The organism is Streptomyces sp. NPDC045026 (assembly GCF_056432625.1).
On the sequence record NZ_JBWKIS010000011.1, the window covers coordinates 144,226 to 167,780 of the forward strand.

Genomic DNA, 23,555 nt, shown 5'->3' on the forward strand with positions numbered 1-23,555 from the left:
CCCCGGCTGGGGGTCCGGGGGTCATCCCCCGGGAAGACACAGCCCGCACGAGGAGGACCCGGTCGCGTTCTCCAACGAACTCGTGAGCTGGCTGAAAGACCCCGAGCCCGACCGATGATGGCCGTGCGGACGCCCCTCGCACGATCGGGTGACGCGTTCGAGCCATGTCCGGGAACAACTGTCCTTCGAACTGCCAATTGCCTGGCGCATAGGCCAATTGGGGGGCGTGCGGGCGATTACCGACCTTGGGGCACGGGCACAGGTCGGGGTATGGGCTGGACGCACGACTACAGTGACGCCGCACGCAACCGCCGCTCAGCCACGGTGCTGAGCCGTCACCCGGGGGGTGGCCCGCAGGAAGCGGGCCATGACCAAACCCCTCCGGGGATCAACATTCCCCGCATCCTGCGCCGCCGGGCCCGCTGGGTCTCGGCCCGGCTGCGGCACACGCGCGACTGACGCGTCGCCGGCCCGGCCTTCACCGCCTCCAGAACCTCACAGGGCGCAGCTGTCGCTGTCCACCTGCTGGTTGGCCGTGCGGCCGCGGTCGATGTCCTGGCTGATCTCGTCGCGGGTGAGCGCGTACCCGGTCTGGGCGCTGTCGAGTGACTTCGCGAAGACCACGCCGTACACCTTGCCCTCGGGTGTGAGCAGCGGGCCGCCGGAGTTGCCCTGGCGGACGGTCGCGTAGAGCGAGTACACATCGCGTTGCACGGTGCCGCGGTGGTAGATGTCCGGGCCGTTGGCCGTGATGCGGCCGCGCAGGCGCGCGGGACGGACGTCGTACGCGCCGTTCTCCGGGAAGCCGGCGACGATCGCGCTGTCGCCGCGCTCGGCGTCTGTGGACGTGAACTGGAGCGGGGGCGCCTTCAGGGTGGGCACGTCGAGCACGGCGATGTCGCGCTTCCAGTCGTAGAGGACGACCTTCGCCGCGTACATCCGGCCCTCGCCGCCGATCTGCACGTTCGGCTCGTCCACTCCGCCGACCACGTGCGCGTTCGTCATGACGCGGCGGTCGGCGAAGACGAAGCCGCTGCCTTCGAGGACCTTGCCGCAACTGGGCGCCTGGCCCGTCACCTTGACGATGGAGCGCTTGGCCGTCGTCACGACCGGGCTGTTCGCCAGCTTCGGGTCGGGGGGCTGGACCTCGGTGATCGGCTCGTTCGAGAACGGGCTGAAGACCTGTGGGAAGCCGTTCTGCGCGAGCGCGGAGGAGAAGTCCGCGAACCACGTGTTGGCCTGCGTGGGCAGGGCTCTGGACACGCCGAGCAGGACCTTGGAGTTGCGCACTTCCTTGCCGAGCGTGGGCAGTGTCGTGCCGGCCAGGGCCGAGCCGATGAGCCACGCGACCAGGAGCATCGCCACCACGTTCACCAGGGCGCCGCCCGTGGCGTCCAGGGCGCGGGCCGGGGACCAGGTGATGTACCGGCGCAGCTTGTTCCCCAGGTGCGTGGTGAACGCCTGTCCCACGGAGGCACAGACGATGACCACGATGACGGCGACGACGGCCGCGGTCGTACTCACCTTGGCCTCGTCGGTCACCGCGCTCCAGATGGCGGGCAGGACGTAGACCGCGGCGAGGCCGCCGCCCAGGAAGCCGATCACCGACAGGATGCCGACGACGAAGCCCTGGCGGTAGCCCACGATCGCGAACCACACGGCGGCTACGAGCAGCAGGATGTCCAGCACATTCACGTGGGCCACCCTGTCATGAGCGCCAGTCGAGTGGGACCTGCTTACTGCGGTCCCAGGGGCGCTCCCATCCCGCGTAGTGCAGGATCCGATCGATCACTCCGGCCGTAAAGCCCCAGACCAGAGCCGATTCGACGAGGAACGCCGGGCCCTTGTGGCCCCTCGGGTGGACCGCCGTCGCACGGTGGCGCGGATCCGTGAGATCCGCCACGGGCACCGTGAAGACGCGGGCCGTCTCCGCCGGATCGACCGCCTGTACGGGCGTCGGTGTGCGCCACCAGCCGAGGACCGGCGTCACCACGAAGCTGCTCACCGGGATGTACAGCTTCGGCAGGACGCCGAAGAGCTGGACGCCCCGCGGGTCGAGCCCGGTCTCCTCCTCCGCCTCGCGCAGGGCGGCGCGCAGCGGCCCGTCCGTACGCGGATCGCCGTCCTCCGGGTCGAGGGCACCGCCGGGGAAGGACGGCTGCCCGGCATGCGAACGCAGCGACGTGGCCCGCTCCATGAGCAGCAGCTCGGGGCCGCGCTCGCCCTCCCCGAAGAGGATCAGGACGGCGGACTGCCGCCCGTCGCCGCTCTCGGGCGGCAGGAAGCGGCTCAGCTGGAGCGGCTCGACCGTGTCGGCGGCCTTCACGACCGGGTCGAGCCACTCGGGCAGCCCCTCGCGGCTCAGCCGCACAGGCTCGTCCTTCGTCACGCGCTCTTCGTGCGCCTCACTGTGTGCATGCGTCATAGGCACCCCCGTCCAACTGAACACAACGCTTGCGTCCCCATCGTTCGTTCCGCGATGCGTCACTCCCCCGTGGCGGGCGGCGCGGTGGCGCCGAGCGGGGGCGCCGGGATGCCGCCGGCGTCCAGATACGACTGCGGGGGCTTCAGGCGCTGACCGGGGAAGCCGCCCTTCTCGTACTTCAGGAGCTTCTTCGCCTTCTCCGGGTCGGTCTCGCCCTCCCCGTACGCCGGGCAGAGCGGGGCGATCGGGCAGGCGCCGCAGGCGGGCTTCCGGGCGTGGCAGATGCGGCGGCCGTGGAAGATCACGCGGTGCGAGAGCATCGTCCAGTCGCTCTTCGGGAAGAGCTCGCCGACGGCCTTCTCGACCTTGTCCGGGTCGGTCTCCTCCGTCCACTTCCAGCGCCGCACGAGGCGCCCGAAGTGCGTGTCCACGGTGATCCCGGGCCGCCCGAAGGCGTTGCCCATCACGACGAAGGCGGTCTTGCGGCCGACGCCGGGCAGCTTGACGAGGTCTTCGAGACGCCCCGGGACCTCCCCGCCGAACTCGTCCCGCAGGGCCGCCGCCAGCCCCATGATCGACTTCGTCTTGGCGCGGAAGAACCCGGTGGGCCGGATCAGCTCCTCGACGTCCTCGGGGTTCGCGGCGGCGAGGTCCTCCGGGGTCGGGTACTTGGCGAAGAGGGCGGGCGTCGTCTGATTGACCCGCAGATCGGTGGTCTGGGCGGACATCACCGTGGCGACGAGCAGCTGGAAGGGGTTCTCGAAGTCCAGCTCGGGGTGGGCGTAGGGATACACCTCGGCGAGCTCGCGGTTGATACGCCGGGCACGCCGGACGAGGGCGGTACGGGACTCGGGCTTGGCGGCGGCCTTCTTCGGGGGCTTGTCCGACTTCGCGGCGGCGGCCTTCTTCACGGGCTTGGCGGCGCCGGCCTTCTTCGCGGCAGCACGCTTCCCTCCGGAACCCGCGGCACCACCGGAACCCACGCCACCACCAGCGCCCTTCCCCGCGGCAGCCGCGGCAGCCACGGAAGCCGCGGCACCCTCGGCGCCCTCAGCACCACGAGCTCGCTTTACCCCTTTTGCCGCTTTCTTGGGCGCGGCCGAGGCCTGTTCGCCCACAGCGGAATTACGTCCTGCGGTCACCGTCCCAGCCCCCTTGGCCTGTGCTCTCACCGGCGTTTTGGACACCCGGCCAGCCTAAAGGCAGCCGCTGACATCCGCCGTCGACCCCGCAGATCAGTCCTCGATTGGCCCCCTCCCCCACAGCTTGTGACCCCGGTGCGGCAGACTTGTGCCTGAGTGACTGATCACACTGTTTGGACCGTCCGGCAAAATGGGGAGCGGGAACCCGGTCCCCGGATGCAGGTCGACATAGGAGAGAAACTCGTGGACGACGTTCTGCGGCGCGCCCCGCTTTTCGCGGCGCTCGATGATGAGCAGGCCGCGGAGCTCCGCGCCTCCATGAGTGAGGTGACCCTCGCGCGCGGCGACGCCCTCTTCCACGAGGGCGACCCCGGAGACCGCCTGTACGTGGTCACCGAGGGCAAGGTGAAGCTCCACCGCACCTCCCCCGACGGCCGCGAGAACATGCTCGCGGTGCTCGGCCCCGGCGAGCTGATCGGCGAGCTCTCGCTGTTCGACCCCGGCCCGCGCACGGCGACCGCCTCCGCGCTCACCGAGGTCAAGCTCCTCGGCCTCGGCCACGGCGACCTCCTGCCCTGGCTGAACGCGCGCCCCGAGGTGGCCTCCGCCCTGCTGCGTGCCGTCGCCCGGCGCCTGCGCAAGACCAACGACCAGATGTCCGACCTGGTCTTCTCGGATGTGCCGGGCCGCGTGGCCCGCGCGCTCCTGGACCTCTCCCGCCGCTTCGGCGTGCAGTCGGAGGAGGGCATCCACGTCGTGCACGACCTGACGCAGGAGGAGCTGGCCCAGCTGGTCGGCGCCTCCCGCGAGACGGTGAACAAGGCCCTCGCGGACTTCGCGGGCCGCGGCTGGCTCCGCCTGGAGGCCCGCGCCGTGATCCTGCTCGACGTGGAGCGCCTCGCGAAGCGTTCGCGCTGACACCTACGTACGGCTGACACCCACGTACAGCTGGCACCTTCGTACAGCTGGCACCTTCGTACAACGGGCGATCCCGTCTCCCTCCGGGGAGGCGGGATCGCCTGTTCACCGCCGCGGAAAATACCGGGCCTGCGCCTTCCCGACACGGCACAGTGGGCCCATGGCGACCACCACACGTGGCCTCGACGACCACGGATACATCGAACGCGAAGGCTCCCTGAGCCGGATCCAGCCGGACTTCCGCCCCGTGGTGTCCGCGGCGCGCGACGGCCTGCTCGCCGCCTTCGGGCCGCGGCTGACGAGCGCGTACCTCTACGGCTCCGTGCCGCGCGGCACGGCCCGCCCCGGCCGCAGCGACCTGGACCTCCTTCTCGCACTGCGCGAGGAGCCGACGGACGAGGACAGGGCGGAAGCCAAAGCCCTGGGCGACAGGCTGGACAAGGACTTCGCGCAGATCGACGGCGTAGGCCTGATCGTGCTCAGCCGGACCCAGGTCCTCAGCGACCTCGAACGGCACGACCTCGGCTGGTTCGTGGCCTGCCTCTGCACGCCGCTCCTGGGCGAGGACCTGGCCGACCACCTGCCGCACTACCGCCCCGATTCCCTCCTGGCCCGGGAGACCAACGGCGACCTGCACCTGTTCCTGAAGCGCTGGCGCGAACGCATCGCGCGAGGCGACGACCCGCGCACCCTGGACCGTCAGATCTCCCGCCACCTGGTCCGCACCGGCTTCACGCTCGTCATGCCCCGGTGGAACGGCTGGACCAGTGATCTGACGCAGATGGCCGAGGTGTTCGGCACGTACTACCCGCAGCGGGCAGAAGCGATGCGGCAGGCGGCCGAGGCGGCGTACGAACCGGCGGGCGCACCGCACACCCTCCGCACGTACACCGAGGACCTGGGCCCGTGGCTGGCGGCAGAATACGAAGCCGTGCACGGAGTGAAGGCCCCCCGCCCCTGACCCGGGAAGCAGGACACCGATGAGCTCAGCGTCGACGGACAGCCTGGCCGAGCGGTTCGAGGAGTCACGGGGCCACTTGCGTGCCGTGGCCTACCGGATGCTCGGCTCGCTCAGCGAGGCGGAGGACGCCGTACAGGAGACGTGGCTGCGACTCCAGCGGTCCGACGCCGCGGCCGTCGAGAACCTGGGCGGCTGGCTCACCACCGTCACGGGCCGGATCTGCCTGGACCTGCTGCGCTCGCGCAGGGCACGGGGCGAAGAGCCACTGGAAACCCACGTACCCGACCCCCTGATCACGAGCCTCGACACCCCGGACCCCGAACAACAGGCGCTCCAGGCCGACTCGGTGGGCCTGGCGCTGCTCGTGGTCCTCGACTCGCTGGCGCCGGTGGAGCGGCTGGCGTTCGTGCTGCACGACATGTTCGCGGTGCCGTTCGACGACATCGCGCCGATCGTGGAGCGCACGCCGGTGGCGACCCGGCAGCTGGCGAGCCGCGCGCGCCGCCGCGTCCAGGGAGCCCCGCCGCCGGAAACGGATCCGGTACGCCAGCGCGAGATCGTGGAGGCGTTCCTCTCGGCCTCCCGCGAGGGCGACTTCGAACGACTGGTCGCGGTCCTGGACCCGGACGTACTGCTACGGGCGGACGCCGGGGCAACAGACCTCTCGCGCCTGGTCCGTGGCGCTCAAGCGGTGGCGTCCGGGGCGATCACGTTCCAGCGCCTGGCACCGCACGTACGCGTCGTGCTGGTCAACGGCGCGATCGGCCTCCTGGCACTCCCGGCAGGCCGCCCGACATCACTGATGTCGTTCACGATCACCGGCACCAAAATCACGGAGCTGAACGTCCTGGCGGACGAGGACCGCCTGAAACCCCTGACCCGCGAGGTCCTCTAGATGAGCCCGTGCTCCTTCAGATAGTCGAGCTGTGCCAGGACGGACAACTCGGCAGCGGGCCAGAGCGACCGATCCACACCCGCGTACACATGGGCAACAATCTCTGACGCCGTGACATAACCGCTCTCGACGGCGGTCTCGACCTGGGCGAGCCGGTTGGCGCGGTGGGCGAGGTAGAACTCGACGGCGCCCTGGGCGTCTTCGAGTACGGGCCCATGCCCCGGCAGCACGGTGTCCACCCCGTCGTCGACGGTCAGGGACCGCAGCCGCCGCAGCGAGTCGAGATAGTCGCCGAGCCGCCCGTCGGGATGGGCGACGACGGTGGTCCCGCGCCCGAGCACGGTGTCACCGGTCAGCACGGCCCGGTCGGCAGGCAGATGGAAACAGAGCGAATCGGCGGTATGCCCAGGCGCGGCGACAACACGCAGCTCAAGCCCTCCGACAGCCACGACATCCCCACCGCCCAGCCCCTCGTCCCCCAGACGCAGAGCGGGGTCGAGGGCCCGCACCTTGGTCCGGGTCAGTTCGGCGAACCGGCCGGCGCCCTCCGCGTGGTCGGGATGCCCATGAGTGAGAAGCGTCAGAGCCACACGCTTGCCGGCAGCCTCGGCGACCGAGACAACCGTCCGCAGGTGCGCGTCGTCGAGCGGTCCGGGATCGATCACCACAGCCAGTTCGGAATCAGGCTCGGAAACGATCCACGTATTGGTCCCGTCCAGGGTCATCGCGGAGGCGTTCGGGGCCAGCACGTTGACCGCGCGCGCGGTGGCGGACCCCGACAGCACCCCGCCGCGGGGCTGTCCGGGAAGGGCTGCGGCTTCGGTCATGCGGAGGCTCCCCCGGACGTGGTCGGAATGTGCTTGGTGAACTCATCATGACCGGGCCAGGACAGAACAATCCCGCCGCTCTCCAGCCGGGCCTGCGCGAGCACAGGGGAGAGATCCTGCGCCGCGGCCCCCACGAGGGCCCCCTCGGCGCTGTCGAAGCCGGCCAGCGCCCGCAGCGTCGCGATCGTGGGCGGCATCATCATGAGCTCGCCCTTGTCGTACCCCTCGGCAGCCTGCTCGGGCCGGATCCACACGGTCCGATCGGCTTCGGTGGAAGCGTTACGGGTGCGCTGCCCCTCGGGCAGCGCGGCGACGAAGAACCAGGTGTCGTACCGCCGGGGCTCGAACTCGGGCGTGATCCACCGCGCCCAGGCCCCCAGCAGATCGGACCGCAGGACCAGCCCGCGCCGCCCCAGGAACTCCCCGAAGGACAACTCCCGCCGGACGAGCGCCTCCCGGTCGGCCTCCCAGGACTCACCGGTCGTATCCCCCACCACGGACGCCGCATCGGGCCCGGCGAGCAGCACGCCCGCCTCCTCGTACGTCTCCCGCACGGCGGCGCACACGATCGCCTGCGCCGACTTCTCGTCCACGCCGAGCCGCGTCGCCCACGCCGCGCGCGAGGGCCCGCCCCACCGCACGACCGACTCGTCGTCACGGGGATCCACACCCCCGCCCGGATACGCGTACGCGCCCCCGGCGAAAGCCATGGAGGCGCGTCGACGCAACATGTGCACTTCGGGACCGGCCGCCGCGTCCCGCAGAAGCATCACGGTCGCGGCCCGCCGCGGCACGGCGGCCGTCAGTTCACCCGCCGCGAGCGCACGAATCCGCTCGGGCCACTCCGGGGGATACCACTGCCCATTCGCCATGGCCGGAGGCTATCCGCTACCAAGCAGATGTTCGAGAGCCACAGACGATCAAGTAGGACAGAGAGCCGAACCGGCAAAGAGACCACCCACCGGCCGGCGGCCGCGTCCGAAACGCGAGGGCCGGTGGCGGATGTGCGCGCGGAGCCACCAGCACCACATGCGGGTAACTGGGCCGGCGACGAGGCCCCGTAGAACAGCGAGGACGTACATCCCGGCGCGGCCCCGCACCCGAAGACGGACCGCGCCGGACCCGAGCCGACCCAAAAACCTAGGCCGAAACGAGCTCGACCTGAACCTCGACCTCAACAGGCGCGTCCAGCGGCAGAACGGCCACACCCACGGCGGACCGAGCGTGCACACCCTTCTCACCGAGCACCTCGGCGAAGAGCTCACTGGCCCCGTTCACCACACCCGGCTGCCCGGTGAAGTCAGGGGCGGAGGCGACGAACCCGACGACCTTCACCACACGAGCGACGCGATCGAGATCGCCTGCAACGGACTTCACCGCGGCGAGCGCGTTCAGCGCGCACGTCCGGGCCAGCTCCTTGGCCTGCTCGGCGGTGACCTCGGCCCCCACCTTCCCGGTGAGCGGAAGCTTCCCGTCCACCATCGGCAGCTGACCGGCCGTGTACACGTACACACCGGACTGCACGGCCGGCTGGTAAGAGGCGAGCGGCGGCACGACCTCGGGCAGGGTCAGCCCGAGCTCGGCGAGGCGCGCGTCGACGATCCCGCTCATGCCCTCTCCCGCTTCAGGTAGGCCACGAGCTGCTCGGGGTTGTTCGGCCCGGGCACGACCTGGACGAGCTCCCAGCCGTCCTCGCCCCAGGTGTCCAGAATCTGCTTGGTCGCGTGCACGAGAAGGGGCACGGTCGCGTATTCCCACTTGGTCATACGGCCGACTGTAGCCGCTGGACCGGCGATGACCGACAGCCTCCTGCGTAGCCCGCGCCCGGACTGGTTAGGCTCGAAGACGTGAGCAGGCTCCAGGTCGTCAGCGGCAAGGGCGGTACCGGAAAGACCACGGTCGCCGCCGCACTCGCGCTCGCCCTCGCGACCGAGGGCAAGCGCACTCTCCTGGTGGAGGTGGAAGGACGCCAGGGCATCGCACAGCTCTTCGAGACGGAAGCGCTGCCGTACGAGGAACGGAAGATCGCGGTAGCCCCGGGGGGCGGCGAGGTGTTCGCACTCGCCATCGACCCGGAGCTGGCGCTGCTGGACTACCTCCAGATGTTCTACAAGCTGGGCGGCGCGGGCAGGGCGCTCAAGAAGCTGGGCGCGATCGACTTCGCGACAACGGTGGCGCCGGGCCTGAGGGACGTACTCCTGACAGGCAAGGCCTGCGAGGCGGTTCGCCGCAAAACGAAACAGAACAACTCCAACAAACACGACACATACGCCTACGACTATGTGGTGATGGACGCCCCGCCGACGGGCCGCATCACGCGCTTCCTGAACGTGAACGACGAGGTCGCGGGCCTGGCCAAGATCGGTCCGATACACAACCAGGCGCAGGCGGTCATGCGGGTCCTCAAGTCGCCGGAGACGGCGGTGCACTTGGTGACGCTGCTGGAGGAGATGCCGGTCCAGGAGACGTCGGACGGCATCGCGGAGCTGCGGGCGGCGAACCTCCCGGTGGGCAGGCTCATCGTGAACATGGTGCGCCCGGCAGTCCTGGACGAGGCCGAACTGGCGCTGGCGCAGGGCGGCGTACCCCGGGCGGCCATCGCCAAGTCCCTGTCGGCGGCGGGCCTGGGCGGCGCCCGCAGAGGCGGCGGCGCCGAACGTCTGGTGACCCCGCTCCTCGGCCAGGCGGCGGAGTACGCGGAACGGCACGAGCTGGAGCGCAGCCAGCGGGCGGTGCTGGCCGATTCGGGCCTGCCGCTGCACGAACTGCCGCTGCTGACCGAGGGGATGGACCTGGCGGGCCTGTACCGGCTGGCCACGGAACTGCGGAAGCAAGGGATCTAGAGGCACATGACGTCGTCCCTGAGCCTGAATCCGGCGGACACCCGCGTACTCGACGTGGACCCACTCATCGACGACCCCGGGACACGCATCGTGGTGTGCTGCGGCTCCGGCGGCGTCGGCAAGACGACGACGGCGGCGGCACTCGGCCTGCGCGCGGCCGAGCGCGGCCGCAAGGTCGTCGTGCTGACGATCGACCCGGCGCGCAGGCTGGCCCAGTCGATGGGCATCGACTCGCTGGACAACACACCACGGCGCGTGAAGGGGATCGCCCCCGTCGAAGGAGCGGAGGGCGGTGAACTGCACGCGATGATGCTCGACATGAAGCGGACGTTCGACGAGATCGTCGAGGCGCACGCGGACGGCCAGCGGGCCGAGGCGATTCTGGGCAACCCGTTCTACCAGTCGCTCTCGGCGGGCTTCGCGGGCACGCAGGAGTACATGGCGATGGAGAAGCTGGGCCAGCTGCGGGCCCAGGACGAGTGGGACCTGATCATCGTCGACACGCCGCCGTCCCGCTCGGCGCTCGACTTCCTGGACGCGCCGAAACGTCTCGGCTCGTTCCTGGACGGCAAGCTGATCCGGGTCCTGATGGCCCCGGCGAAGGTCGGCGGCCGGGCCGGCATGAAGTTCCTGAACGTCGGGATGTCTCTGATGACGGGCGCGCTCGGAAAGCTGCTCGGCGGTCAACTCCTGCGCGACGTGCAGACGTTCGTCGCGGCGATGGACACGATGTTCGGCGGGTTCCGCACCCGCGCCGACGCGACGTACAAGCTGCTCCAGGCCCCCGGTACGGCGTTCCTGGTGGTGGCGGCGCCGGAGCGGGACGCGCTGCGCGAGGCCGCGTACTTCGTGGAGCGCCTCGCCGCGGAGGACATGCCGCTGGCCGGCCTCGTACTGAACCGGGTACACGGCAGCGGTGCCGCGCAGCTGTCGGCCGAGCGGGCCCTCGCGGCCGCAGAAAATCTTGATGAGCGCGGCATTGTGGATCAGGGTGACGGGAATGTAGAGCTGCGTACCTCTCCCGAAGCAGGCTCCCCCGCCCCAGCAAGGGACACGCCCGACGAGCACACTCAGGCGCCGGACAAAACCCCACACAGCGCACCCACACCCGCGACCGCGCCCAACTCACGGGCCACAAGCACGCCTGTCACCGCGACCACGGACCACGCGACCACGGATCACGCAACGGCAGACCGCGCCACGCCAGACCAACTCACGGCAGGCCTCCTGCGATTGCACGCGGAACGCATGCAGCTACTGGCACGCGAACAGCGCACACGCGACCGCTTCGCCGCGCTCCACCCGGAGGTGGCGGTCACCGAGGTCGGCGCCCTGCCCGGCGATGTGCACGACCTGGCAGGCCTGAGGAGCATCGGGGACCGGCTCGCGGCCGGCGCGAACCCGGCCGGAGCTGCGTGAGCCGTACGGACGACTCCTGAGGCGCGGGCCACACCACACGGCTCGCACCCCTCGGACGCCCCTGAAGGAGCTCGACCAGCTCAGCTCCCTCACCCCACGGCGGCGTACCTCTCGTACGTCTCGTCGTCATCGATGTCCACGGGCAGCAGGCCCGCACCGCGCTCGTACTCCGTACGAGCCGTCTCGAGCAGCCGGCGCCACGAGGTGACGGTGGGACGCCTGCGCAGCAGCGCACGGCGTTCCCGCTCGGTCATGCCACCCCACACGCCGAACTCGACGCGGTTGTCCAGCGCGTCGGCCAGGCACTCGGTCCGCACCGGACATCCGGTGCACACCGCCTTCGCCCGGTTCTGCGCTGCTCCTTGAACGAACAGTTCATCTGGATCGGTAGTGCGGCAGGCCGCCTGCGCACTCCAGTCGGTTACCCAGCCCATACCGGCGCCGTCCTCTCCCGAATCGAGGCTCCCCCACGGCGGCAGCGGCATATTCACCGCCGCCAGTTGAGGACGTTACGGAAGGTGGGCACAGCGCAACACCCCCTTCGGGCCCAATCTTGAATGGCCCGAACGGACTATGCGTAAGCGGCAGATCACCCGACGGAGTGAGCCGAGGGCATGTGCGACCAACCCGGCAAACCGGGGCGTTTCAGTTGAGTCACAGCGGACACCGGGTGACACTCAAGGCGGTTTCGGACACGCCTCCACCCACCACGGAACGACCGCGGCAGAGTGGTGAGATGACTACCGGAACGATTCGGGTTCGCCGGACGTCTTGATACGTGACCGCACTGCTGTGACAGTTGAGTGCAGCTTAGGCCAAGGCATATACGCCTGTCCGGAGAATCAGAACGTAGGCTGCCCTCATGGGAAAGAAGCGCTCGGGCGGTGGACTGTCACCGACTCAGCAGGCCGCCAAGTTCCTTGGTGTCAGTGTCCTCGCGGGAGCCGTCCTCGCCGGAATCGCGCTGCCCGCAGCGGGTGCGCTCGGCCTCGCGGCGAAGGGCTCGGTCGAGGGGTTCGACGAGATCCCGGCCAATCTCAAGCAGCCGCCACTCAGTCAGCGCACCACGATCCTGGACAACAAGGGCGGCACGATCGCGACGGTCTACTCGCGCGACCGCACCGTGGTGCCCCTCAAGGACATCTCGCCGTACATGCAGAAGGCGCTCGTCGCGATCGAGGACTCGCGCTTCTACGAGCACGGCGCCGTCGACCTGAAGGGCATCCTGCGCGCGATCAACGAGAACGCGCAGAGCGGCGGCGTCGCGCAGGGCGCGTCCACGCTCACCCAGCAGTACGTGAAGAACGTCTTCATGGAGGAGGCCGGCGACGACCCGACGAAGCTCGCCCAGGCCACCCAGCAGACGATCGGCCGCAAGGTCCGCGAGCTGAAGTACGCGATCCAGCTCGAGGACAAGCTCGGCAAGAAGCGCATCCTCGCCAACTACCTGAACATCACGTACTTCGGTGAGCAGGCGTACGGCGTCGAGGCCGCCTCGCAGCGGTACTTCTCCAAGTCGGCCAAGGACCTGACGCTGGAGGAGTCCGCGATGCTGGCCGGCATCGTCCAGTCCCCGAGCCGCTACGACCCCGTCAACGACGAGGCGGAGGCGACCAGGCGACGGAACGTCGTGCTCCAGCGGATGGCCGAGACGAACGACATCCCCCAGGCCGAGGCGGACCGCGCCAAGGAGAAGCCGCTCGGCCTGAAGGTCAGCAAGCCGCAGAACGGCTGCATCACGGCGGTCAAGGGCGCCGGCTTCTTCTGCGACTACGTACGCGAGGTGTTCCTCACCGACCCCGTCTTCGGCAAGACGAAGGAAGCGCGGGCGAAGCTCTGGAACCGGGGCGGTCTGCAGGTGCGGACCACCCTCGATCCGCAGACGCAGGAATCGGTGCAGGCGTCGATAAAGGACCACGTCTACCAGACGGACAAGGTCGCGACGGCGGCCACGTTCGTCGAGCCGGGCACCGGCAAGATCCTCGGCATGGGGCAGTCGAAGCCGTACGGCTTCGGCAAGAACGAGACGCAGATCAACTACTCGGTCGACCGCAAGATGAGCGGGTCGAACTACGGCTTCCCGACGGGTTCGACGTTCAAGCCGTTCCTCGCCGCGGCCGCCCTGGAGCAGGGCACCCCGGTGACGAAGTCGTACCCGGCGCCGTACCGGATGCCGTATCCGAAGTCGGTCCAGACGTGCAGCGGCAAGCCGTGGGTGAACAGCGGCGGCGACACCGTGTCGAACGAGAACGAGTCCGAGGTCGGTCCGTACGCGCTGAAGGAGGCGATGGCCAAGTCCATCAACACCTACTTCGTGCAGATGATCGGCGAAACCGGCATCTGCCCCGTGATGGGCATGGCCGACAAGCTGGGCGTCGTCCAGGGCAACGGCGACAAGCTCCCCCAGGTCCCGGCCATCGTCCTCGGCTCCAAGGGCATCTCGCCGCTGACCATGGCGAGCGCGTACGCCGCCTTCGCCAACCGCGGCACGTACTGCACGCCGGTCGCCATCGAGTCGATCACGGCCCCCGGCGGCAAGTCGCTGCCGGTGCCGAAGTCGTCGTGCTCGCGCGCGATGACGACGAAGACCGCCGACAGCATCAACACCCTGCTGAGCGGCGTGATCGACTCCGGTACGGGCAGGGAGGCCGGTCTGACCGACCGGGCCAACGCGGGCAAGACCGGTACGACCGACAGCCGTAAGAACGCCTGGTTCGTGGGGTACACGCCGAACCTGTCCGGCGCTGTCTGGGTCGGCGACCCGCTGCAGAAGGAGAAGATGACCAACATCACCATCGGCGGCGTGTACCAGGCGAAGGTCTTCGGCGGCCAGGTTCCCGGGCCGATCTGGAAGGACGCCATGGTCGGCGCCCTCTCCGACAAGCCGTCCCCCGACTTCAACCTGATCGACATCCCCGACCCCGACAAGGACAAGGGGAGGGACCACGACAGGGGCCACGACAGGGACGAGGAGCCGGGCCAGGGCGGCTCGAAGCCGGGCACCAACACCGGCGGAAACGGCAACAGCCCGTGGCCGGGCCTCCCTTCGGGCCTCCCGTCGGGCCTGCTGGGTGGCGCGAACGGGCACGGGGGCGGGCGCCGCTGAGACGGCTACCACCTGGACCGGACGGTGACGGTACGCGGATGGGGCGCCCCCTTGGCTGGGGGCGCCCCATCGGCGTACGTGTGGTGAGGGGTGAGGACGGGGGCGAGACGCGTGGCTCAGCCCGGACTCTCCCACCCGCCCCGCAGAGCCGGCCGGCTCGCTCAGCCGGCGAGCAGCTGCTTCACGACGGCGGCCACGCGGCCGCCCTCCGCGAGGCCCGCGACCTTCGGGTTCACGATCTTCATGACCTGGCCCATGGCGCGCGGCCCCTCGGCGCCCGCGGCCTTCGCCTCCCCGACCGCCTGGGCGACGATCTGGTGCAGCTCGTCGTCGGAGAGCTGCTTCGGCAGGTACTCGGCGAGCACCACACCCTCCGCCTTCTCCCGCTCGGCCTGCTCGGCGCGGCCGCCCTGCGCGAACGCCTCGGCCGCCTCGCGGCGCTTCTTCGCCTCGCGGGTGATCACCTTCTGCACCTCGTCGTCGGAGAGCTCGCGTGCCGTCTTGCCCGCGACCTCCTCCTTCGTGATGGCGGAGAGGGTGAGCCGGAGCGTCGAGGAGCGCAGCTCGTCACGCCCCCGGATCGCGGCGGTGAGGTCTTCCTGCAGCTTCGACTTGAGCGTGGTCATGCAGCGATTGTCGCAGGTACGCAATGCCCTGCGCCCCTTGATTTCCGGGACCTGCCGGGTCTGACACGATGGGCGTATGCGCGCGCGATACGGGGTTCCCCTGAAAGTGACAGCAGGCATCACGGCGGCGGGCGCCGCCGGACTGATCTACGCGGCGGGGTTCGAAGCCCGTTCGTTCCGCCTCCGACGGGTCACGGTCCCCGTTCTGCCCGCGGGGATGCGCCCGTTGCGCGTCCTCCAGGTGTCCGACATCCACATGGTCGGCGGTCAGCGCAAGAAGCAGCGCTGGCTGCGCTCCCTGGCCGGGCTGCGCCCCGACTTCGTGATCAACACGGGCGACAACCTGTCCGACCCGGAGGGCGTGCCGGAGGTCCTGGACGCGCTGGGCCCCCTGATGGAGTTCCCGGGGGCGTACGTCTTCGGCTCGAACGACTACTACGGCCCCAAGCTCCGCAACCCGGCCCGCTACCTCTTCGAGAAGGCCCGCGGCGCCCACGGCCTCAACGGCAACGCCCCCGCGGTCGGCGCCGTCCACAACCCGTGGGAGGACCTGCGGGACGGCTTCGACGCGGCGGGCTGGCTGAACCTGACCAACGCGCGGGGCGCTCTCAAGATCGAAGGCGTGGAGATCGGGTTCACGGGCCTGGACGACCCGCACATCAAGCGCGACCGGTACGCGCGCGTGGCGGGCGGCCCGGACTCGGGCGCCGACTTCTCGATGGGCATCGTGCACGCCCCGTACCTGCGGACCCTGGACGCGTTCACGGCGGACGGCTACCCGCTGGTGCTGGCCGGCCACACCCACGGCGGCCAGCTGTGCATCCCCTTCTACGGGGCGCTGGTCACCAACTGCGACCTGGACACGGACCGCGTGAAGGGCCTGTCGGCCCACGAGGCCGAAGGACACCGCTCCTACCTGCACGTCTCGGCCGGCTGCGGCGCGAACCGCTACACCCCGGTCCGCTTCGCCTGCCCCCCGGAGGCGACCCTCCTGACCCTGACCCCCGGCCCCTGACGAAAACCGGATTTCGTCTCCGGCCGCCGGTCCGCTAAAGTAATCGATGTCGCCACGACCTGCAGAACAGCGGGACAGTGGAGCAACGACATCGGGGTGTAGCGCAGCTTGGCAGCGCGCTTCGTTCGGGACGAAGAGGTCGTGGGTTCAAATCCCGCCACCCCGACAGCTGAAACACCAGGTCAGACCCCCCCGCACTCACTTGAGTGCGGGGGGGTCTTTCTGCTTGTGCGGGCAGCTCTGGGAGAAATCTGGGAGAAGATCTTGGAATTTCTCTCCCGAACGGGCTCTACGAACGCGCCCTCAACCGCTCCCGCAAGAGGCCATCGAGCACCGCCACCGGAGACGTGGCGGACATCGCCAGCCGTGCTTCGAGCGACGCTTCCCACTCCGCCGTCAGGTTGGCGAGCAGGTCCGCCCGCATCTCGCGGGTGATGTGCGTGTCCGGTAGCACTGAGGCCGCTCTACTCGACACGCCCGTGATCGATGAACGCGGTCAATGCGTCCACAGTTGCGTCGGGCTGCTCGTCGGGAATGAAGTGCCCGGCTTCCGGGATGACGACGCCGGTCACGTTCTCTGCCCAGGGGCTGATGGAGGCGGCCATGTCGGGGATCGAGCCGTGGGAGCTGGAGATTCCCAGGACCGGGATGGTCAAGTGCCCTCGCCCGGAAGCGAGGGATTCCTGGTTTTTGCGCGCTGATTCCGCGGCATCGCGGAAGTAGGCGAGAGACGCTCGGAGCCCTCCCTCAGCTGCGATGGAGGCGGCGTAGTGGTCGACATCGGCGCTGTCGAACGTGTTCGGGGACAGTGTCTTGACCCTCAAGAACCAGCCCACGTAGTCACGCTCGCGGCCGGTGATCAGCGTCTCGGGCAGTTCGGGCACCACGTGGAATGCCAAGTGCCAGGTCTTCCAGGCCCGTTCGGGATCCGTTGGGATGGCGTCCGGGAGGGTGATCCCGGGAATGCCGGCGTCGAGCAGGGCGACGCCGTGTAGGCGGTCTTGGTACCTCAGGGCGAGCGAGAAGGCGACGCAGGCCCCGATGTCATGGGCGACGAGCCAGTACTTCGGCACGTTGAGCGCGGTCAGCGCGGCTTGGACGCGCGAAGCAAGGGTGTGAGTGTCGTAGCCCCCTTGGGGCCGATCGGAGTGGCCCTGTCCCGGCAGGTCGATCGCGATTACGTGGAAGCGCTCGGCAAGGCGCGGCATCGCCTTGTGCCAAGCCCACCAGGTCTGCGGGAATCCGGCGAGCAGTACGACGGTGGGGCGCCCGACCGACCGCCTTCCACGGCGTGAAGCCGGATTCCTTCCGCATCGACCCAGCGGTGGGTGAAGCCCGCGAGGTCGCGGAGCGGCAGCCCGGGGAAGTGGTTCTGGTCGGGAGTGTTCGGGGCGGTGTCGGTCATGCCTTGAGTATCAGCGGCACACCGGATCAGTGATCAAATGAACTGAAACGGCGCACCCGAGGACACTCATCCGCCTGACATCAACGGCGTCGGACGATGGCGGATGAGGCCAGTCGACGACGGCGATGTCTCCGGCGCCTACATCCGAAGCAGACACAGCTCAGCCCCCGTCACTCGTCAATCACTTTCCGTAAAGCTAGTTAACGAGATTAGAGCTAGTGGACTAGATTTTCCATATGCCTGAGCAGCCGCCGTACCTCCGCATCGCTGACGTGCTCCGACGTCGCATCGCGGAGCATGACTGGACACCGGGGGACCGACTCCCCTCGCGCACCCAGATCGCCCAGGAGTGCGGCGTCGGCGAGAACGTGGTCCGCAGGGCGCAAGAACTGCTGATCTCCCAGGGCGTATTGGAAGGCCGCGCAGGTTCCGGCACGTACGTCGCTGCGCCCCGTCAGCGCGTACGCGTGGTCCGCTCCTCGGCGCGCGAGCAGCCTGACGGTTCGCCGTTCCGCGCGGACATGAGGGCCGTGGGCAAGCAGGGTGACTGGGAGAGCCGCACCGAGGCCAAGGTGCCGGCGCCCGCCGAGATCGCGGAGCGACTGGGCATCGCCGAGGGCGACCTGTGCGTCCGTACCGTCTACGAGTGCCTGGCAGACGGCAGACCCGTGCAGCTGTCGACGAGCTGGGAGCCGTACGACCTCACCGCCGGCACCCTCGTCGTTCTTCCCGAGGGTGGACCGCACTCCGGGGCGGGAGTCGTGAACCGCATGGCCGCGATCGGGGTCGTCGTCAACCATGCCGTGGAACAGCCGGAGCCGAGGCAGGCCACGGCCGAAGAGGCATCACTTCTCGGGATCCAGAAGGCCGCGCTCGTGACACACATCCGGCGGACGTACTACAGCGATCAGGGTCGGCCCGTGGAGACGGCGGACATCGTCGTCCCCGCTGCGCTGTGCGAGATCGTCTACGAGGTCCCCATCGGCCGCTAGCGGGGACCAGCCGCACGCTCATAGCTCAGCTGACGCGGCAGTCCGTACCTATCGGGTCGCGATCAGCGGCAGCGAGGTGCAGGATGCCTGTGCTCACTCCAACCGGCAACATCCGTAACTGGCTCGTGAATGTTCACGAGAAGTGACAAGTCCCCTGCTGCCGAGGCGAACAGGGCGATCGGCGTCGTGACGGGGCGCTCATGTCCCCTGTGGTTGCGTGGCTAGTCCCCACACCACCGACTCATCGGATGGCATACCCGTCCCACAGCGGGCCGCCGGCCTGGTCTAGCACCTCTGCCACGGCTGCGGCGAAGACGCTCGTGTGCCCGGCTATTGCTTGCGCGGCGGCTTCGGTCAACGCGCAGTGCAGCCTGGGGTCGGCCGCAGCCAGCCGCCTCGACAACCACTTGCCTCCGCCAAGCCAGTGTCCGCCGACCAGCAGGGCCACCTCCGAGGCACGCTGGAGCATGTGCGAGACCAAGTGCACCCGCTCGGCAGGGTCCGCACAGCCACGCAGATCGTCGAGCAGGTCGGTCAGGATGTACCGCTGGTAGTCCCGCTCACGGTCCGAGAGCGGCGGTGGGCCCGCCGCCCAACGTTCTCGCGCCTCCGCCTGGAGCGAAGCACCCAGCCCATTCGCGTCCACGAGGAGCATGCCCTCGGAGCACATGGCGAGCAACGGCGAATTCCGCTTCGCGGTCTCCTGGTCGGCGAAGCTACGCCAGACGGCCTCGGTTTGCACGAACAGCTCCACCGGCCAGCCGCGGTACAGCAGGTTCTCCCGGTTGGGCGCCGGCGGCCCGTCCAGAAGGACCACGATGTCCAGATCGGAGGTCGGCGTCCGCCGGTCGGTCAGCACACTGCCAGCCAGAAAGGCGACCCGGGCGGCGGGAAACCGATCTCGCACCAGTTCGCGGGCGGTGAGCACGGGGTCGTCCATGACCGCAGCGTACGCCAGCATATTGATGCAGCCCTGACAAGCGTCGCCATGCCTCCCGGACTCATCAACATGACGCGACCGTGGTTTTGGGTGCCTCCCAAACCCGTGAACCACTGAGGGCGTTACTCGTGAATAGAGCCACTAGCAGCTTGGCGCCAGCTCGGTTCGCTCAAGCACGCCGAGTGTCTAACTGCGTGACAACGACGAAGCACAGCCGCGAACAGCCGTGGACGTCAGCGGACCCTCAGCGCAGGTGACAGACGCAGCAGCCCAAGCAAGGCGACCATCCCGAGTTGCTTCGGGACGAAGAGATCGTGGGTTCAAATCCCGCCACCCCGACAGCTGAAACACCAGGTCAGGGGCCTGATCCGCATCGCGGGTCGGGCCCCTGAGTGGTTTCCGGGGGTTGTTTTGGGAGCCGAGTACGAAAGAGGCGGCTTCCAGACGCCGACTCCCACCCAGCTCACCACCGTCAAAGGGACCGCCGTCACCCACCGTCGTCGCGCGTCCTTGGTCAACCCCCGTGCTTAGGCTTCGCCATCCCAGCACCAACACTCCTGCGGATCACCAAGTGCAGATGGAGCATCACCGGCGTATCCCCAAGGGTCGACGTGGTCTCGAAGGAAGTCCCCTGCAACGATCATGGCTATGCACCAGCTGGGATACGTCTCCTCCGCCTCGTGGTGCGTCCCATCGCTGCCGTGACCGGCCCAGCCCCAGGCGCATCGATCCGGAAGATAAATGATCTCGGCTGTCCCGCCGTACCTTTCCACCTTGATCTTCTCCGGTTGCTCCGAGGAGTCGGCGACCGCGCCGCGCCATTTCTTACGCGCCGCCTGCTTGGAGATCCCCCAAGCGGCCCCCAGATGGCCATAGGTGGCCCCCATCCCCCCACCCATCAGCGCGGCCTCTGCGGCGAGAACCTCAGCGGCTTCATGCACCTGTCGCAAGGCGTGCAGGTAAGCGAGCTGCCAGTCTGCGAACAGCTCCGCCATAGCCGAGGGCTCGTGTCCATTGGCCAGGCATTTCCGACCACGCGCTGAGGTCTGTCCCGCAAGATCACTGGCAACCTTCCTCAACTGGTCGCGCATTTGCGCGACCTCGGCGGCGTAAGGCGAACGCCATGGCTCCCGCATAGCATCCGCATCGAACCAGAACTCGTCACCACTCGCTGAACGCATGAGGACAACCGTAGTTGTCGCAACGCACCCAATGCAGAGCGCACTTGAAGAAGTTGATGCTCTCGGCCACTCGACTCGATTCTCAAAACAGAGCAAGAACCTGCAGGTCACGGACGTACGCCTTGAGGGCAGGCAAGTAACCACAGCCAGCAGTCAGGCCGGAGGCGGACACAAGCGACTTGCGGCGCTAGGTGGCAGCTGCTCGAAGGTGGGCGCGCTCGGATCACCGAGCCATCCGCTTGCCTACGGCTGACACTTGCCGCAGGCCCGAAGAATCGGAGAAATTGTGGCCAAGCGCCTGAACTCTCAAGTTGCTCCTGGCACTCAAGCCATCTACCCGCCGGAGCCGCCCTCGTCCACGCCAGCTTTCGAACTCCGTTGCGGACCCTTGCACGTGACCCTGGATCGGGCACCGTACAAGCTGCTGGCGCTCGCGGGCACGGTGACGACGTGTGTCCTGGGAGCAGCGAACTTGGTTCGCTGAAGACAGGTCAGGGGTGTGCTCCGCTCTCGGGCCACACCCCTGGGTGGGTACCAGGTCGGCCAGGCGGTAGGCGTGCCAGCAGGCGTCGGAGTCCAGGCTCAGGGCCCGGGCCAGGGCGTCGATGACCTGACCGGAGGGGTGCCGTTCGCGGCCCGGATCTTGCAGGCCAAGATCTCGGTGTTACCGACCCTCAGCGTGGTGCGATCGCCGTAGCAGTAGTTCTCGCCCGGCCGTGAGAAGTACGCGAGCAGCAAGGTGGGATGCGGTCACGGCGGTGACTCCGGTCAGCAGCGCGGCGCGCGGGATCGTGCGGCGCCGGGCCGACGTGTGGTTCTGCTGGTTCACAGAAGGTCCTTCGCGCGGTACGTGGAAGCGGAAAGGGGCGAGCGGTTGCCGGCCGGTGCGGCGTACCGCCCGCCCCAGAGCGTGCGCGGGTCAGGCGTCCAGGCGGCGCTTGGCGAGCCAGGTGACGATCTCGGGGTCGTGGTGGTCGAAGAACAGGGAGCTGCCGGTGTCGAGGGTGGCGATCCGGGCCATCTGCTCGTCGGTGAGCTGGAAGTCGAAGACGTCGATGTTCTCGGCCATGCGCTCGGCGCGTACGGACTTGGGGATGGCGATGACGCCGCGCTGGGTCAGCCAGCGCAGCACGACCTGCGCGACCGACTTGCCGTACTCCTTGCCGATCTCGGCCAGCAGCGGATTGGTGAACAAGTCGTTCTTGCCTTCGGCGAAGCCGCCCCAGGACTGGATCTGCACCCCGTGCTCGCGCATGAGGTCCTGGTAGTCGGCGCGCTGGAAGAAGGGGTGGGTCTCGATCTGGTTGACCGCGGGCACGATTTCGTTGTTGACGATCAGGTCGATCAGACGGTCGGGGTAGAAGTTGGCGACCCCGATCGCCTTGGCCGCGCCCTCGCGGTGGAGGGCCTCCATGGCGCGCCACTGGCCGTAGACGTCGCCGAAGGGCTGGTGCATCAGATACAGGTCGAGGTGGTCCAGGCCCAGCTTGTTCAGGGACGTCTCAAAGGCGCGACGGGTGTTCTTCTCGGCGGGGGCGTCCTGGACCCACAGCTTGGTGGTGACGAACAGGTCCTCGCGGGCGATGCCGCTGGACTTGATCGCTCGGCCTACGGCTTCCTCGTTGCCGTAGGCGGCGGCGGTGTCGAGCAGGCGGTAGCCGGCGGCGAGCGCGTCGGAGACGGCGCGTTCGGTGTCGTCGGCGGGGATCTGGTAGACGCCGAAGCCGAGGAGTGGCATCTCGAGACCGTTGCTCAAGGTCACGTACTGCATGAGGGAAGTCCTTTGCTGTGCTCGCGAGTTGAGGGTCAGGGGCGGATGAGCGCCTTGAGGACCTGGCGGTCGGCCATGGCCCGGTAGGCCTCCGGTGCCTGATCGAGGGAGAAGGTGCGGTCGAAGACGCGGCCGGGGGTGATGGTGCCGTCCAGGACGTCGGGCAGGAGCTGCTCGATGTAGGCGCGGGCGGGGCTCGCGCCGCCGGTCAGGGTGATGTTGCGCATGAACTCGGCCGGGCCGATGGGGCCCTGCTCGTACTGCGGGACACCGAGGCGGCTGATGGTGCCGCCGTCCAGGACCGCGCCCAGCGCGGTGTCGAGGGCCTGGCGGGTGCCGACGGCCTCGATCACCTTGTCCACGCCGCCGGTCAGCTCGCGGATGCGGGCGATGCCTTCCTCGCCGCGCTCGGCGACCACGTCGGTGGCGCCGAATTGGCGGCCCAGGTCGGTTCGGGCCTCGTGGCGGCCGGCGAGGACGATCCGTTCAGCGCCGAGCCGCTTGGCGGCGATCACGGCGCACAGGCCGACGGCGCCGTCACCCACGACCAGCACCGCATCACCACGGCCGACGCCCGCGGTGACCGCGCCGTGGTGGCCGGTGGTCATGACATCGGAGAGGGCCAGCAGGGAGGGCAGCAGCGCGGAGTCGGCGGCCCCCGGCAGCTTGACCAGGGTGCCGTCGGCGTGCGGGACGCGGACGGCTTCGCCCTGCCCGCCGTCGACGTCGTCGAAGCCGTAGCGGCCGCCGTTGCGGCACGAGATGTGCAGGCCCTTGGCGCAGTAGTCGCAGGTGTTGTCGCTGTATGTGAAGGGGGCGACGACCAGGTCCCCTGCCTTCAGGCCGGTCACGTCCGCGCCGGCCTCCTCGACGACGCCGAGGAACTCGTGCCCCATGGGGCGGCCGGTGTCGGTGGCGGGCATCGACTGGTACGGCCACAGGTCGCTGCCGCACACGCACGCTGCGACGACGCGGACCACGGCGTCGGCGGACTCCACGATCTTCGGGTCGGGCCGGTCCTCGACGCGGACGTCTCCGGCTCCGTACATCACTGCTGCACGCATAGGGGGTACTACTCCAAAGGGAGGG

General features: G+C 69.0%; 23 protein-coding genes, 1 tRNA gene and 1 pseudogene. 10 read left to right on the forward strand and 15 right to left on the reverse strand.

Annotated features, from left to right (window positions below; translation table 11 throughout):
* Positions 1-270 precede the first annotated feature (270 nt).
* Complete coding sequence (locus tag AC07EJ_RS23960; RefSeq protein WP_389488240.1) at positions 271-459, forward strand: hypothetical protein; 189 nt, start codon at positions 271-273, stop codon at positions 457-459.
* 36 nt (positions 460-495) lie between these two features.
* Here the strand turns inward: AC07EJ_RS23960 and AC07EJ_RS23965 are convergent, their stop codons facing one another.
* From AC07EJ_RS23965 to nth, 3 genes are read right to left on the reverse strand one after another with little or no spacing between them, the layout of a single operon-like run.
* Positions 496-1,695, reverse strand: a complete 1,200-nt coding sequence (locus tag AC07EJ_RS23965) for a MarP family serine protease (protein WP_389488238.1) — start codon at positions 1,693-1,695, stop codon at positions 496-498.
* A gap of 13 nt (positions 1,696-1,708) precedes the next feature.
* Positions 1,709-2,425, reverse strand: coding sequence for an NUDIX hydrolase (locus AC07EJ_RS23970; protein WP_389488237.1), 717 nt, complete (start codon positions 2,423-2,425; stop codon positions 1,709-1,711).
* Between the two features lie 59 nt (positions 2,426-2,484).
* Positions 2,485-3,450: an endonuclease III gene (gene nth, locus AC07EJ_RS23975; protein WP_478884904.1), complete on the reverse strand. Its 966-nt coding sequence runs from the start codon at positions 3,448-3,450 to the stop codon at positions 2,485-2,487.
* A 360-nt stretch (positions 3,451-3,810) separates the two neighbouring features.
* Between nth and AC07EJ_RS23980 the strand changes: the two genes are divergently transcribed.
* The 3 genes from AC07EJ_RS23980 to AC07EJ_RS23990 all read left to right on the forward strand — a co-directional run bounded on the left by AC07EJ_RS23980 (position 3,811) and on the right by AC07EJ_RS23990 (position 6,341).
* Positions 3,811-4,485, forward strand: coding sequence for a Crp/Fnr family transcriptional regulator (locus AC07EJ_RS23980; protein ID WP_100596519.1), 675 nt, complete (start codon positions 3,811-3,813; stop codon positions 4,483-4,485).
* A gap of 160 nt (positions 4,486-4,645) precedes the next feature.
* Positions 4,646-5,446: a nucleotidyltransferase domain-containing protein gene (locus AC07EJ_RS23985; RefSeq protein WP_389488232.1), complete on the forward strand. Its 801-nt coding sequence runs from the start codon at positions 4,646-4,648 to the stop codon at positions 5,444-5,446.
* A gap of 19 nt (positions 5,447-5,465) precedes the next feature.
* Positions 5,466-6,341 carry a sigma-70 family RNA polymerase sigma factor gene (locus tag AC07EJ_RS23990; RefSeq protein ID WP_389488230.1) on the forward strand — a complete coding sequence of 292 codons (876 nt, stop codon included), beginning with the start codon at positions 5,466-5,468 and terminating at the stop codon, positions 6,339-6,341.
* Here the strand turns inward: AC07EJ_RS23990 and AC07EJ_RS23995 are convergent.
* From AC07EJ_RS23995 to AC07EJ_RS24010, 4 genes are all read right to left on the reverse strand, one after another.
* A complete protein-coding gene (locus AC07EJ_RS23995; RefSeq protein ID WP_389488228.1) occupies positions 6,338-7,168 on the reverse strand; it encodes an MBL fold metallo-hydrolase in 831 nt (276 codons plus the stop codon). The two genes, AC07EJ_RS23990 and AC07EJ_RS23995, sit on opposite strands and share 4 nt — an antisense overlap.
* Positions 7,165-8,040: an NUDIX hydrolase gene (locus AC07EJ_RS24000; protein WP_389488226.1), complete on the reverse strand. Its 876-nt coding sequence runs from the start codon at positions 8,038-8,040 to the stop codon at positions 7,165-7,167. Before AC07EJ_RS24000 ends, AC07EJ_RS23995 begins: the two co-directional genes overlap by 4 nt.
* A 268-nt stretch (positions 8,041-8,308) precedes the next feature.
* Positions 8,309-8,779: a RidA family protein gene (locus tag AC07EJ_RS24005; RefSeq protein ID WP_362901058.1), complete on the reverse strand. Its 471-nt coding sequence runs from the start codon at positions 8,777-8,779 to the stop codon at positions 8,309-8,311.
* The gene (locus AC07EJ_RS24010; protein WP_073492664.1) at positions 8,776-8,934 is read right to left on the reverse strand and encodes a Sp36 family protein; all 159 of its coding nucleotides are present in this window, start codon (positions 8,932-8,934) and stop codon (positions 8,776-8,778) included. The genes AC07EJ_RS24005 and AC07EJ_RS24010 overlap by 4 nt, the downstream gene beginning before the upstream one ends.
* A gap of 81 nt (positions 8,935-9,015) precedes the next feature.
* On the opposite strand from AC07EJ_RS24010, the gene bagA reads away from it, so the two are divergent.
* Positions 9,016-10,011, forward strand: a complete 996-nt coding sequence (gene bagA / locus AC07EJ_RS24015; RefSeq protein ID WP_478884905.1) for an ATPase BagA — start codon at positions 9,016-9,018, stop codon at positions 10,009-10,011.
* A gap of 6 nt (positions 10,012-10,017) precedes the next feature.
* Positions 10,018-11,430: an ATPase BagB gene (bagB, locus tag AC07EJ_RS24020; RefSeq protein WP_478884906.1), complete on the forward strand. Its 1,413-nt coding sequence runs from the start codon at positions 10,018-10,020 to the stop codon at positions 11,428-11,430.
* A gap of 89 nt (positions 11,431-11,519) precedes the next feature.
* Here bagB and AC07EJ_RS24025 read toward each other — a convergent pair whose 3' ends face one another.
* On the reverse strand, positions 11,520-11,864 hold the full coding sequence (locus AC07EJ_RS24025) for a WhiB family transcriptional regulator (protein ID WP_206302096.1): 345 nt from the start codon (positions 11,862-11,864) through the stop codon (positions 11,520-11,522).
* Between the two features lie 428 nt (positions 11,865-12,292).
* Here AC07EJ_RS24025 and AC07EJ_RS24030 point away from each other — a divergent pair, with 428 nt between their 5' ends.
* Positions 12,293-14,536, forward strand: a complete 2,244-nt coding sequence (locus tag AC07EJ_RS24030) for a transglycosylase domain-containing protein (protein WP_389488219.1) — start codon at positions 12,293-12,295, stop codon at positions 14,534-14,536.
* Positions 14,537-14,697: 161 nt separating this feature from the next.
* On the opposite strand, the gene AC07EJ_RS24035 is transcribed toward AC07EJ_RS24030, so the two are convergent.
* On the reverse strand, positions 14,698-15,162 hold the full coding sequence (locus AC07EJ_RS24035; protein ID WP_100596335.1) for a GatB/YqeY domain-containing protein: 465 nt from the start codon (positions 15,160-15,162) through the stop codon (positions 14,698-14,700).
* Between the two features lie 76 nt (positions 15,163-15,238).
* On the opposite strand from AC07EJ_RS24035, the gene AC07EJ_RS24040 reads away from it, so the two are divergent.
* Entirely contained in the window at positions 15,239-16,177 is a 939-nt protein-coding gene (locus AC07EJ_RS24040) for a metallophosphoesterase (RefSeq protein WP_389488217.1), read from the forward strand.
* 92 nt (positions 16,178-16,269) lie between these two features.
* Positions 16,270-16,343: transfer RNA gene (locus tag AC07EJ_RS24045), tRNA-Pro, on the forward strand.
* A 123-nt stretch (positions 16,344-16,466) separates the two neighbouring features.
* Here AC07EJ_RS24045 and AC07EJ_RS24050 read toward each other — a convergent pair.
* Positions 16,467-16,631, reverse strand: coding sequence for a hypothetical protein (locus AC07EJ_RS24050; RefSeq protein WP_389488205.1), 165 nt, complete (start codon positions 16,629-16,631; stop codon positions 16,467-16,469).
* 10 nt (positions 16,632-16,641) lie between these two features.
* A pseudogene (locus AC07EJ_RS24055) lies at positions 16,642-17,582 on the reverse strand (alpha/beta fold hydrolase).
* A gap of 236 nt (positions 17,583-17,818) precedes the next feature.
* Here AC07EJ_RS24055 and AC07EJ_RS24060 point away from each other — a divergent pair.
* Positions 17,819-18,574, forward strand: coding sequence for a GntR family transcriptional regulator (locus tag AC07EJ_RS24060; protein WP_389488201.1), 756 nt, complete (start codon positions 17,819-17,821; stop codon positions 18,572-18,574).
* A 241-nt stretch (positions 18,575-18,815) separates the two neighbouring features.
* On the opposite strand, the gene AC07EJ_RS24065 is transcribed toward AC07EJ_RS24060, so the two are convergent.
* From AC07EJ_RS24065 to AC07EJ_RS24080, 4 genes are all read right to left on the reverse strand, one after another.
* Positions 18,816-19,514: a nucleotidyltransferase domain-containing protein gene (locus tag AC07EJ_RS24065; protein ID WP_389488199.1), complete on the reverse strand. Its 699-nt coding sequence runs from the start codon at positions 19,512-19,514 to the stop codon at positions 18,816-18,818.
* Between the two features lie 527 nt (positions 19,515-20,041).
* Positions 20,042-20,695, reverse strand: a complete 654-nt coding sequence (locus AC07EJ_RS24070; protein ID WP_478884907.1) for a hypothetical protein — start codon at positions 20,693-20,695, stop codon at positions 20,042-20,044.
* Positions 20,696-21,614: 919 nt separating this feature from the next.
* Complete coding sequence (locus tag AC07EJ_RS24075) at positions 21,615-22,466, reverse strand: aldo/keto reductase (RefSeq protein ID WP_389488195.1); 852 nt, start codon at positions 22,464-22,466, stop codon at positions 21,615-21,617.
* Positions 22,467-22,501: 35 nt separating this feature from the next.
* Positions 22,502-23,530, reverse strand: coding sequence for a zinc-binding dehydrogenase (locus tag AC07EJ_RS24080; protein ID WP_389488193.1), 1,029 nt, complete (start codon positions 23,528-23,530; stop codon positions 22,502-22,504).
* Positions 23,531-23,555 lie beyond the last annotated feature (25 nt).

What these genes read in the sequence shown, in the direction of transcription:
- AC07EJ_RS23960 (WP_389488240.1), top strand. Translation starts at nt 271, where the DNA reads ATGGGCTGGACGCACGACTACAGTGACGCCGCACGCAACCGCCGCTCA.
- AC07EJ_RS23970 (WP_389488237.1), bottom strand. Translation starts at nt 2,425, where the DNA reads ATGACGCATGCACACAGTGAGGCGCACGAAGAGCGCGTGACGAAGGAC.
- AC07EJ_RS23985 (WP_389488232.1), top strand. Translation starts at nt 4,646, where the DNA reads ATGGCGACCACCACACGTGGCCTCGACGACCACGGATACATCGAACGC.
- AC07EJ_RS23990 (WP_389488230.1), top strand. Translation starts at nt 5,466, where the DNA reads ATGAGCTCAGCGTCGACGGACAGCCTGGCCGAGCGGTTCGAGGAGTCA.
- AC07EJ_RS23995 (WP_389488228.1), bottom strand. Translation starts at nt 7,168, where the DNA reads ATGACCGAAGCCGCAGCCCTTCCCGGACAGCCCCGCGGCGGGGTGCTG.
- AC07EJ_RS24000 (WP_389488226.1), bottom strand. Translation starts at nt 8,040, where the DNA reads ATGGCGAATGGGCAGTGGTATCCCCCGGAGTGGCCCGAGCGGATTCGT.
- AC07EJ_RS24005 (WP_362901058.1), bottom strand. Translation starts at nt 8,779, where the DNA reads ATGAGCGGGATCGTCGACGCGCGCCTCGCCGAGCTCGGGCTGACCCTG.
- AC07EJ_RS24010 (WP_073492664.1), bottom strand. Translation starts at nt 8,934, where the DNA reads ATGACCAAGTGGGAATACGCGACCGTGCCCCTTCTCGTGCACGCGACC.
- bagB (WP_478884906.1), top strand. Translation starts at nt 10,018, where the DNA reads ATGACGTCGTCCCTGAGCCTGAATCCGGCGGACACCCGCGTACTCGAC.
- AC07EJ_RS24025 (WP_206302096.1), bottom strand. Translation starts at nt 11,864, where the DNA reads ATGGGCTGGGTAACCGACTGGAGTGCGCAGGCGGCCTGCCGCACTACC.
- AC07EJ_RS24030 (WP_389488219.1), top strand. Translation starts at nt 12,293, where the DNA reads ATGGGAAAGAAGCGCTCGGGCGGTGGACTGTCACCGACTCAGCAGGCC.
- AC07EJ_RS24035 (WP_100596335.1), bottom strand. Translation starts at nt 15,162, where the DNA reads ATGACCACGCTCAAGTCGAAGCTGCAGGAAGACCTCACCGCCGCGATC.
- AC07EJ_RS24040 (WP_389488217.1), top strand. Translation starts at nt 15,239, where the DNA reads ATGCGCGCGCGATACGGGGTTCCCCTGAAAGTGACAGCAGGCATCACG.
- AC07EJ_RS24060 (WP_389488201.1), top strand. Translation starts at nt 17,819, where the DNA reads ATGCCTGAGCAGCCGCCGTACCTCCGCATCGCTGACGTGCTCCGACGT.
- AC07EJ_RS24065 (WP_389488199.1), bottom strand. Translation starts at nt 19,514, where the DNA reads ATGGACGACCCCGTGCTCACCGCCCGCGAACTGGTGCGAGATCGGTTT.
- AC07EJ_RS24070 (WP_478884907.1), bottom strand. Translation starts at nt 20,695, where the DNA reads ATGCGTTCAGCGAGTGGTGACGAGTTCTGGTTCGATGCGGATGCTATG.
- AC07EJ_RS24075 (WP_389488195.1), bottom strand. Translation starts at nt 22,466, where the DNA reads ATGCAGTACGTGACCTTGAGCAACGGTCTCGAGATGCCACTCCTCGGC.
- AC07EJ_RS24080 (WP_389488193.1), bottom strand. Translation starts at nt 23,530, where the DNA reads ATGCGTGCAGCAGTGATGTACGGAGCCGGAGACGTCCGCGTCGAGGAC.